Origin of the sequence: Frankia sp. AiPs1 (assembly GCF_023716945.1) — a bacterium.
GTDB lineage: Bacteria > Actinomycetota > Actinomycetes > Frankiales > Frankiaceae > Frankia.
The window spans coordinates 1-9,624 of sequence record NZ_JAMQQF010000206.1 but is presented as its reverse complement, the minus strand read 5'-3'; the positions used below and the strand labels follow the sequence as shown (position 1 = coordinate 9,624).

The 9,624-nt window shown below is 73.6% G+C and carries 11 protein-coding genes; 7 read left to right on the top strand and 4 right to left on the bottom strand.

The window, feature by feature from the left end; all coding sequences use genetic code 11:
- Positions 1–331 (top strand): WYL domain-containing protein (locus ND748_RS17800; protein WP_251746926.1); only part of this gene is annotated, 331 nt, incomplete at its 5' end.
- 124 nt (positions 332–455) lie between these two features.
- On the top strand, positions 456–905 hold the full coding sequence (locus ND748_RS17795; protein ID WP_251746925.1) for a DUF456 domain-containing protein: 450 nt from the start codon (positions 456–458) through the stop codon (positions 903–905).
- A gap of 89 nt (positions 906–994) precedes the next feature.
- On the opposite strand, the gene ND748_RS17790 is transcribed toward ND748_RS17795, so the two are convergent.
- Entirely contained in the window at positions 995–1,792 is a 798-nt protein-coding gene (locus ND748_RS17790) for an SDR family NAD(P)-dependent oxidoreductase (protein WP_285902296.1), read from the bottom strand.
- A gap of 98 nt (positions 1,793–1,890) precedes the next feature.
- Between ND748_RS17790 and ND748_RS17785 the strand changes: the two genes are divergently transcribed.
- Positions 1,891–2,454 (top strand): TetR family transcriptional regulator, encoded by a 564-nt coding sequence (locus ND748_RS17785; protein ID WP_285902302.1) that lies wholly within the window; start codon positions 1,891–1,893, stop codon positions 2,452–2,454.
- Positions 2,455–2,668: 214 nt separating this feature from the next.
- Positions 2,669–3,826, top strand: coding sequence for an arginine deiminase family protein (locus ND748_RS17780; RefSeq protein ID WP_251746923.1), 1,158 nt, complete (start codon positions 2,669–2,671; stop codon positions 3,824–3,826).
- Here the strand turns inward: ND748_RS17780 and ND748_RS17775 are convergent.
- Positions 3,795–4,058: a hypothetical protein gene (locus ND748_RS17775; RefSeq protein ID WP_251746922.1), complete on the bottom strand. Its 264-nt coding sequence runs from the start codon at positions 4,056–4,058 to the stop codon at positions 3,795–3,797. The two genes, ND748_RS17780 and ND748_RS17775, sit on opposite strands and share 32 nt — an antisense overlap.
- Positions 4,059–4,147: 89 nt before the next feature.
- On the opposite strand from ND748_RS17775, the gene ND748_RS17770 reads away from it, so the two are divergent.
- Positions 4,148–4,789, top strand: coding sequence for a hypothetical protein (locus tag ND748_RS17770; protein ID WP_374215958.1), 642 nt, complete (start codon positions 4,148–4,150; stop codon positions 4,787–4,789).
- Positions 4,790–4,883: 94 nt separating this feature from the next.
- Here the strand turns inward: ND748_RS17770 and ND748_RS34675 are convergent, their stop codons facing one another.
- The gene (locus ND748_RS34675; protein WP_251746920.1) at positions 4,884–6,524 is read right to left on the bottom strand and encodes an FUSC family protein; all 1,641 of its coding nucleotides are present in this window, start codon (positions 6,522–6,524) and stop codon (positions 4,884–4,886) included.
- A 99-nt stretch (positions 6,525–6,623) separates the two neighbouring features.
- Between ND748_RS34675 and ND748_RS17760 the strand changes: the two genes are divergently transcribed.
- Together ND748_RS17760 and ND748_RS34670 are read left to right on the top strand one after the other, a co-directional pair.
- On the top strand, positions 6,624–7,124 hold the full coding sequence (locus ND748_RS17760; protein WP_251746919.1) for a MarR family transcriptional regulator: 501 nt from the start codon (positions 6,624–6,626) through the stop codon (positions 7,122–7,124).
- On the top strand, positions 7,121–8,479 hold the full coding sequence (locus ND748_RS34670) for an alpha-amylase family glycosyl hydrolase (protein WP_251746918.1): 1,359 nt from the start codon (positions 7,121–7,123) through the stop codon (positions 8,477–8,479). The genes ND748_RS17760 and ND748_RS34670 overlap by 4 nt, the downstream gene beginning before the upstream one ends.
- A gap of 103 nt (positions 8,480–8,582) precedes the next feature.
- Here ND748_RS34670 and purU read toward each other — a convergent pair whose 3' ends face one another.
- On the bottom strand, positions 8,583–9,527 hold the full coding sequence (gene purU, locus ND748_RS17750) for a formyltetrahydrofolate deformylase (protein WP_251746917.1): 945 nt from the start codon (positions 9,525–9,527) through the stop codon (positions 8,583–8,585).
- Between the last annotated feature and the right edge of the window lie 97 nt (positions 9,528–9,624).

Below are 9,624 nucleotides of genomic sequence, written 5' to 3'. Positions count from 1 at the left end.
GACCGTGTCGACGAACGAGCGGCTGGGACCCGACGGCCGGGTCCTCGGTCTGAGCACCCAGACTCAGGTGTGGGCCCCTGCCGACGACGGCTGGCGGGTGATCGAGCTGGCCACCGAGGGGCCGGACGTCGCGCTGTCGCAGGTGCTGGCGCTCGGTGACGGGGTCGAGGTGCTGGCGCCCGAGGAGCTGCGGGCCGCACTCGCCGAGACCGGGCGGCGCATCGCCGCGCGCAACGCCCCGGCCGTCGGTGGCGGGGATCGGGGCCGAGGCAGGCATCCGAGCGAAGGCGGGGATCGGAGCGAAGGCGGGATCGGAGCGAAGGTGACGTGAACTGCGTGGTCGCGCGTTTGTCAGGCGGGCCCGGCGAGGTCCCGGGACCGGTACCTTCTCGGAAAGGCGGTTCGAGGGAGGTCGCGCCATAAGTACCGGTGAGCTGCTCGCCGTCGCCGTGGTGATGGCCGTGGGCCTGGTGGGGATCGTCCTTCCGGTGCTGCCCGGTCTCGTCCTCGTCTGGGGCGCGGGGCTGTGGTGGGTGCTCGCGGACGGCGGTGGGGTGGGCCGCTGGATCGTGCTGGCCCTGATGACGGCCCTGTTCGTGATCGGCGCGCTGACGAAGTACGTCCTGCCGGCGCGGGCCACCGCCGGGCGGGGGGTGCCCTGGCAGAGCCTGGTCGTCGGCGCCATCTGCGCGATCATCGGCTTCTTCGTCGTGCCGGTCGTCGGGCTGCTGATCGGCGGGGTCTTCGGCATCTACGTGGCGGAGCTGATCCGCCTCGGCGACTATCGCACCGCGGGCGGCACCACCTGGGCGGCGATCGTCGCGTTCGGCATCGGCGTGCTCGTCGAACTCGTCGCGGGCGTCGCCATGGCGGCCGTCTGGGCCGTCGGCGAGCTCGTCCTCTGACCTGATGTCCCGGCTGCTGTCGATGTCCCGCCTGCTGTCGGACGATGCGGCGCCCGGCCCGCCTGACGGGCTGCCGGGCGCCGGCGGGGTCAGGGCTGTTCGGTGGGGCGGATGAGGACTTCGTTGAGGGCGACGTGTCGGGGGCGGGTGACGATGTAAGCGACCGCGTCGGCGACGTCCGCTGGCTGGAGGGCCTCCAGGGAGGCATACCAGCGTTCGTTGTGTTCGCGGATGCCGTCGCGGATGTGATGGGTGAGTTCGGTGGTCACGGCGCCTGGTTCGACGGCGCTGACGCGGACGTGCTGCTGCGTGAGTTCCTGGCGGAGGGCCTCGCTGAAGGCGGTGACGGCGAACTTGGTGGCGGAGTAGACGGCGGCGCCGCCGATGGCCTGGCGTCCGGCGACGGAGCTGATGTTGACCAGGTCGGCTACACCGCGCGGGGAGTTCCGTGCGGCCGTGACCAGGTGGGGCAGGGCGGCGTGGGTCAGGCGCAGCAGGGCGGAGACGTTCAGGTCGACATTGCGTTGCCATTCGTCGACCGGTGCGTCCACGGCGGGGCCGACGAGCATGATGCCGGCGGCGTTGACGAGCGTGTCCAGCCGACCCAGGCGGGTGGTGGCGAGGTCGACCAGTGCGGTGGCTGCGCCGCGGGAGGTGATGTCCGTGGGGAAGGCGTGGGCGTCGCCGCCGGCGTCGCGGATGTCTGCGGCGAGTGTCTCGAGGCGGTCCGCACGCCGGGCGACCAGGGCGACGGTGGCGCCTTCGTTGGCCAGGGAACGGGCGGTGGCTTCGCCGATGCCGCTGCTGGCTCCGGTGACCAGGGCAACGGTGCCGGACAGTCGGGCGGTGGGGGCGGTCGTGCCGGGCTCGGCAAGAGAGGCGGTCATGGCACCTTCCAGATGCAAACGAACTGGTTCGTTTCTCTGGTCACCGTAATCCCGTGAGAGACGATCTGCAAACGAACTGGTTCGTTTATCGTGGTGGCATGGACAGGGCACAGGCCAGCAGGCGCCGGCTCCTGGATGCCGCCGCCGTGGAGTTCGCCGCCTACGGCGTCGCCGGCGCGCGGGTCGACCGCATCTCGAACGAAGCCAAGGTGAGCAAGGCCCAGCTGTACGCCTACTACGGCAGCAAGGAGAGCCTGTTCGACGCCGTCCTGGCCGACCAGGTCGATGCCATCCTCGACGCCGTGCCGCTCACCGCGGAGGATTTGCCCGGCTACGCCGTCCGCCTCTACGACGCCTACCTCGCACGTCCCCAACTCGTGCGCTTGGCCGCCTGGGGACGCCTGGAACGCACTCCTGTCGGCCACCTCTTCGCCGAGGCGGATGAAGCTCTCAAGATCCAGGCTATCGCCCGGGCTCAGGACGCCGGACACGTCAATCCCGCCCTGCCCGCGGTTGATGTGCATTCCATGGTGATTTCCCTGGCCATGACCTGGTCGCCGGGCAGCCTCACCTACACCGCGACGGCAGCCGATCCCGGCGTCGACCACGACCGCCGCCGCGCCAGTCTGGCCGCCGCCGTCCGGCACGCCTTCACGCCGTGACCGCGCCTGTCGCGGGCCGACCGGCGCTGCCCAAACCGCTCTCTTCGCGTATTCCCTGAAAAGAAACCCCGCTTTTTCGGTGGCGGGTCGGACGGGCGTCTGGTCGGCCGGCCCGTCGCGGCGACATGACGAGGCGGCGGGCATCGGCCTGCCGGCCGCCCATGAAATTGCATAATGCCCAGATGAAATGTAGCGGCGCGCGGTGAGCGGGCCGATGGTGCTGATTCAGAATCCGACGGTCGTGCAACCGGTGGAGACGTCGGTGTTCCGGCCGGGCCGGCCCGTCTACGATCCGGTCCGGGCCGCGGCGGAGTCGGCCGCCGTGCGGGCGGCGCTGACCGACCTCGGGGCCGATCCCCGCGCGCCGTCGGAGATTCTCGCCGCCCTGCCCCGGGAGGTCCTGCTCGAACTGGCCGCCCGCGCCGTCAGCGCCGACGACGACGGCCGGCTGTCCGCGGCCCGCGACGTGATGCGCGACTGGTCCGTCCCGGCGCTCGCCCCGGTCGTGCTGCGCCAGCCCCGGCTGCTGCTCGACCCCGGCGCCGGCGGCGGCGTGATCGGCCCCGGCCAGCCGGACGAGAGCTACGCCCTGCGCCCGCTCGCCGGCCTGATGTTTCCCCGAGACCACTACGTCGACCTTGGTGGGGCGATCGCCGTTGGCCGGCTGCGCCGCCGTGAACGGGCGCGGGAGACGGTCGTGATGGCGGCGGTCCTGCGCGGCCTGCGCGGACGTCCGGCGGAGGTGCGGGTGCCCGAACCGCTGTTCCTGGCTGGCGGCGACCTGGTCACCTGCGACGGCGTCGCCGTCCTCGGCATCGGCGCGCGGACCAGCCCGGCGGCGTGGGGGCTGCTGCGCCCGTACCTGCTCGCCGCCTTCGGCCGGGTCGTGCGGGTCCGCGACGAGCTGCTCCGCGCCGGTGAGCCGCACCTGGACCACTGGCTGGGGCTCGGCCCCGGGATCGCGCTCGTCGCCGCGGACCGGCTGCACGCACCCGCCGTCATCGAGAGTCACGGCGCGGGTAGCCGGGAGACGACCCTCGTCGACGCGCTGCGCAGCGTCGAGCTGGCCGTCTGCCCGCTGGCGCCGGAGATGGTCGCCGCGTTCGCCGCGGGGGTGTTCTTCCTGCCCGGCCAGCGGTCCGGAGCATGGTCGGCGGGCGGCGACGAACCGGCGGCGCTGGTGTCGACGGCCAGCGCCGCATGGACCGAGCCGGTACTGTCCCGGTTCGGCGTCCACACCGTCGCCGTCCCGTTCGACGAGCATCACAAGCAGCTCGGCAGCCTCCACCGCGCGCTCAACACCGTCCCGGGCACGGTCGGGGACGAGTCCGGCCGGGCGATCAGCGGATGGCCCTCCGACGCCGTCTGGTGAACCGGCTCGGCAGCCGGCCGAGTAGCCCACCGCGCTGCGTCTCGACCGGCTCGTCGGCGACGTCCGGACCCTGATCGGCGGGCGTCAGGGGGGCCAGGCCGGCGTCGGCGGCCGCCCGGGCCTGGAGCCGGGCACGAATCTCGGCGGGGGAGTAGGAGCCGCGCTCGCGGTGGTCGCGGGCGACGAGGACACCGGTCGCGGCCACCCCCGCGAGCCCGGCGACGCCAAGCACCTTCCCCCACCGGGCCAGGCGCGGCCTTCCAGGCTGATGCACTCCGCCAGGCTACGACGTACCCGCCCGGATGGGGCATGCTTGCCGGCATGCCCGACGCGCGGATCGGCCTGATCGACGCCCTGGACCAGGCCCGCACCGGTGACCTGTGGCTGTTCCGCGGTCGCACGGCGGCGGACCGAGCCATCCAGACGACGACGAACAGCCCGGTCAACCACGTCGGTATGGCCATCGTGCTCGACGATCTCCCCCCGCTGCTGTGGCACGCGGAGCTGGGCAAGGCGCTGCCCGACGTCTGGGCGGGGACGCACCACCGCGGGGTGCAACTCCACGACCTGCGGGCGGCGGTGGAGATCTGGGCCCGCCGCTACGGCCAGCGGGCCTGGCTGCGCCAGCTCTCGCCGGCGGTCGGCGGCGGACGGGAGGATGCCGCGCTGCGCACCGTCGCCCGCCTCGACGGCACCCCGTTCCCGTCCACCGCCCAGCTCGCGACGCGCTGGCTGCGTGGACGATTCCCGCGCCCGCGCCGGGCGGTGTCCCCGCAGGCCCTGCGGACCGCCTACTGCGCCGAGGTCGTCGCCGTCACCTACGAGGCGATGGGCCTGCTCCCGATCGGCCGGGCGCCGAACTGGTACGACCCGGGCCGGTTCTGGAGCGGGGACGCGCTGGAGCTGCGCGACGACTTCACCCTCGGCGGTGAGATCGCCGTCGACCTCACCGCCGGCACCTGAACGGGGCCCGAATATGCGGCTGCGCGGTTCCGCGGAACCACTGGAGGAACAGGAGGACGCACGGCCAGGGACGCCCGATTGCGCGGCGCCCGATTCAGCGGCGGGCCGCGGCGGCAGCGGCGGCAGCGGCGCGGCCCATCGCGCGACGGGTCTCGACGACGGCGGTGCGTGCTCGCGCGATGTCGCGGCGCGCGGTGGGACCGGGTGGGGTGCCGCGGTCGTCGAGCTCGCGGGTCAGCGCGCGTAGGGCCGGTCGGCAGGCGAGCAGGGCCGCGACGGCGTCGTATCGGTGCGGCCGTCCTTCGCTCGCCTCGAGGGGCTGGCCGGGCCGGCGGTGTCGGCGTGGCGGGCGGGTGAACGCCCGGTGCGCCCGTAGCGGCGGGGCGACCAGGGCGAGCTGGTCGAAGGCGGTCTCCAGCCGGTCGTGGGCGTCGGCGAGGGCGGCGCGCATGACCTCGGGGGTCGTCCGGTTCGGGCGAGGCACGCGGCTACGGCCCGTCTGGCAGACGACCAGATAGTCCGTCAGGGCGGCGAGCAGGTCGGCGATCCGTCGGCGCAGGACGTCGCCGGTGCGTACCGGCAGGACGAACCAGGCCGCGGCCAGGCCGATCGCCGCGCCCAGCACCACCGCGGCCAGCCTTTCCCGCAGCAGCCCCGCCCCGGCCTGCCCGTAGTACCCGTAGAGCAGGGCGAGCACGCCGGTGACGCATGCCGTCCAGTAGGCGTAGGACGCCGACCGCAGCCACACCCCGAGTGCGAGCAGGACGAAGACGAGCACGATCGACACGTCGTCGCCGGCGGGGAAGCGGTCCGCGACGACGGTGGCCGCCGCCGTCCCCACCGCCGCGCCGGCCAGCCGCTGCGCGCAGCGGTAGGCGACGTCCCCCCGGCCGCGGTTGCCGCTGTGGACCAGGTACGCGGTGAGAACGAGCCAGGACCGGTGCTCGCCGAACACGTGACGCCCCACGGCGAAGGCCGCCCCGAGAGCCACCGCAAGCTGGATCGCCATCCGGGTGCTCGCGGGAAGCCGCCGCCCACGCCGCGCGGCCCCGGACGCCGGCGGCGGCGCTGGCGGCTGCGTGGCCGGACCTGGTGCGAACAGCCGGGCCTCGGTGTGCCGGCCGATCGTCACCCAGCCGATCGCGATCAGCGCGATCGCGACGAGGTCGAGCCGCGACGCCGGGCCCTCGCCCGGCGCAACCGGGGTGACGAGCAGCGCGATGAACGGCAGCGTTGCCAGGGTGCCGGCCCGGGTACCCACCGGCCCGAACCGCCGTACCCAGACGGCGCCGCTGACCGCCGTGGTGAACAGGATCTCGCCCACCGTCCGATGCCGCCGGGACAGGTCGGCAACCTCGCTCGCGAGCAGCGCCACCGACGGCGTCACGAGTAGCGGCAGCAGCTGCGTGGCCCGCGTGCCGCCCTGCCCAAGCTGCCCGCCCTGCCCAAGCTGCCCGAGCTGCCCGCCCTGCCCGCCCTGCCCGCCCCGCCTGAGTTGCCTGCTCGGGCTGAGCTGTCCGCTCCGGCCGACCCGGCTGAGCGTCAGCGCGAGGACCACGCCGAGTAGGGAGATACCGGCGGACGCACCGGTCAGTCCGCGCAGCGCCAGCGACGTGCCGAACGTGGCCAGCACGGCGCCCATCGTCACCGCCGCCGCCCCCAGCTCGGCTCGTCGATCGGTGAGCCATGATCGTGAGGCGCGAGCAGCCCGGCCACGGTCGAAGATAGTCGTCACAGCGAACTAATCTCCGTCCCCTCGTAGCGCGAGCTGCATGGTTGTCGCATTCTACGATCCTGCGCAAGGCGGACGATAGTAAGTGATAGCGTGCTAACTGTGCGAGCGGGACAGGTGGAGAGCGCGGCGGCGATCCGGCGGGCGGTGACGCGGCTGGGCCGTCGGCTGCGGGCGGAGCGGCCGGCCGCCGCGCTCAACGGGACCAAGCTGAGCGTGCTCGGCCATCTCTACCGGCTCGGCCCCAGCACCCCGGGCGCGATCGCCGCGGCGGAGCGGCATCAGCCGCAGTCGCTGTCGCGCACCTTCGCCGAGCTGCAGGCGGCGGGCCTGATCAGCCGGCGCCCAGGGGAACGCGACCGGCGGGCCGCGGTGTTGACGATCACGCCGGCCGGGCGGGAGGCGCTCGTGCGCGACATGGCGGACCGCGATGCCTGGCTTGCGCAGGCCCTGGACATCTTCACGGAGGCTGAGGTGGACCTGCTGCGGATCGCCGCCGGCCTGCTCGAATCGCTGGCGGATCGCCCGGTGGGCCTGCGCGGCCTCGCGGGCACCGACCCGGGCGCCGTCGACCCGGGCGCCGTCATGGAGCAGCCGGCGTGACCACTCCCCGGCAACCGACCGGCGAGCCGGCCTGGGTGCGCCACGCGATCTGGTGGCATGTCTATCCGCTCGGATTCGCCGGCGCGGACACCACCGGAGCCGAGCGGCGGCCCGTCCGCGGGCTCGCTCGGATCGCCGACTGGCTCGACTACGCGGTGCGGCTCGGGGCGTCCGGGCTCGCCCTGGGGCCGATCTTCGCGTCCTCGACCCACGGGTACGACACGGTCGACCATTTCCGGATCGACCCGCGGCTCGGCGACGACGCCGACTTCGACGACCTCGTCACCCGCGCCCACGAACGGGGGCTGCGGATCCTGCTCGACGGGGTGTTCAACCACGTCGGCCGGGAGCATCCCGCCTTCGCCGCCGCGCCGCCCGGCGGCGGGGACGCCCCGCCGCGCCCGGACTGGTTCGTCCCCACGGACTCGACCGGGCCGGGTGGACGGCCGCAGTACGCCACCTTCGAAGGCCACAGCGGCCTCGTCACGCTGCGGCACGCGAACCCGGCCGTCGCCGACCACGTCACCGAGATCATGACCCACTGGCTCGACCGCGGCGCCGACGGCTGGCGGCTCGACGCCGCCTACGCGACCCCCGCCGACTTCTGGGCGCAGGTGCTGCCACGGGTGCGTCGCGCCCACCCGGACGCCTACCTGGTCGGCGAGGTCATCCACGGCGACTACCCGGACATCGTCCGCCGCACCGGCCTGGACGCGGTCACCCAGTACGAGCTGTGGAAGGCGATCTGGAGCTCGCTGAACGACGCCAACCTGTTCGAACTGGCCTGGGCGCTGGAGCGGCACGACGGTTTCCTCGACAGCTTCGTCCCGCTTACCTTCGTCGGCAACCACGACGTCACCCGGCTCGCCAGCCGGCTGCGCGAACCGCGGCACCTGACCCACGCCCTCGTCGTGTTGTGCACCGTCGGCGGCACCCCGAGCGTCTACTACGGTGACGAGCAGGCGTTCGTCGGCGTCAAGGAGGACCGTGTCGGCGGCGACGACGCCGTTCGCCCCGCGTTCCCGGCCGACGCGGACGAGCTTGCCCCCTACGGCTGGCCGACCTACCGGCTGCACCAGGATCTCATCGGCCTGCGGCGGCGTCATCCCTGGCTGCACACCGCCCGCACCCGCCCGCTGCACCTGACCAACGAGCAGTTCTGCTACGAGGCCAGCGCCGAGGGCCAGCGTCTGCTCGTCGCGCTCAACCTGAGCGGGGACCCCGCCGACTGTCCCGCGCCCGCCGCCGGGCGGCTCGTCGCCGGTGACGCGGACCTGGTCCATCCCGGCACCGAGCAGGCCCTCGCCCGCCTACCCTCCTGCGGCTGGGCCGTCCTGGCCCCCGCCGACCACTGACTCGGATGGGCGCCAGGCATCAGGCATCAGGCATCAGGCATCAGGGGCGCGACGGTAGGGGCAGCCGGTCGCCGCGGGCCGCAGCGCGCGCCAACGGGCAGGGTCAGGAGAACACGACTGTGCGGCGGCCGCTGATAAGGACACGGTGCTCGACGTGCCAGGTCACCGCGCGAGCCAGCGCGCGGCACTCGACATCGCGGCCCAGCGCCGCGAGGCGGTCGGGACCGTCGGCGTGATCGACCCGGATGACGTCCTGCTCGATGATCGGGCCGTCGTCGAGCTCGGCGGTCACGTAGTGCGCGGTCGCGCCGATCAGCTTCACCCCGCGGGCGTGCGCCTGGTGGTAGGGCCGGGCGCCGGAGAAGCTCGGCAGGAACGAGTGGTGGATGTTGATCGCCCGGCCGGCGAGCTGCGCGGACAGCTCAGGGGAGAGGATCTGCATGTAGCGGGCGAGGACCACCAGGTCGATCCGGTCCCGTTCGACGATCTCCCGAATGGCCTGCTCCTGCCGGTCGCGGGTGGTCGGGTCGACCGGCAGATGGTGGAACGGGATGGCGTAGGAGCCGGCGAGGTCGGCGAAGTCGGGATGGTTCGACACGACGGCGGGGATGTCGACGTCGAGCAGCCCCGACCGGTGCCGGTACAGCAGATCGTTGAGGCAGTGTCCGAACCTGCTCACCAGGATCAGCAGGCGGGGGCGGATCGTCAGGTCATGGAATCGCCAGTCCATCGCGAACGGGCGGGCGACGGGGGCGAAGCCGGTCCGCAGCGCGTCCAGGGCGAGCCCCGGTTCCTCGGCGACGACGTGCACCCGCATGAAGAACCGGCCCGAGTCGGTGTCGCCGAACTGGGCGGCGTCGGCGATGTTGGCACCGACTCCGGCGAGGAACGCGGAGACTGCCGCGACGATCCCGAGCCGGTCAGGGCAGGACAGCGTCAGGACGAACTCGCCGGCCGCCGTCCGGGCGGCGGGGCCGCTCGGTGGTCCGGGGGAGCGGCCGGGATCGACGCGGTGGGGTGTCGCGCCGCGGTCTTCGGGGATGGGCACAGCCCTTCCTACCTCGGCATGACCGGCCGCGGCCGGCACGGCGCACCGGTCGGGCCGGGCGCTCTACCGCGGCTTGCGCCCCTGCACGCCCCTCGTG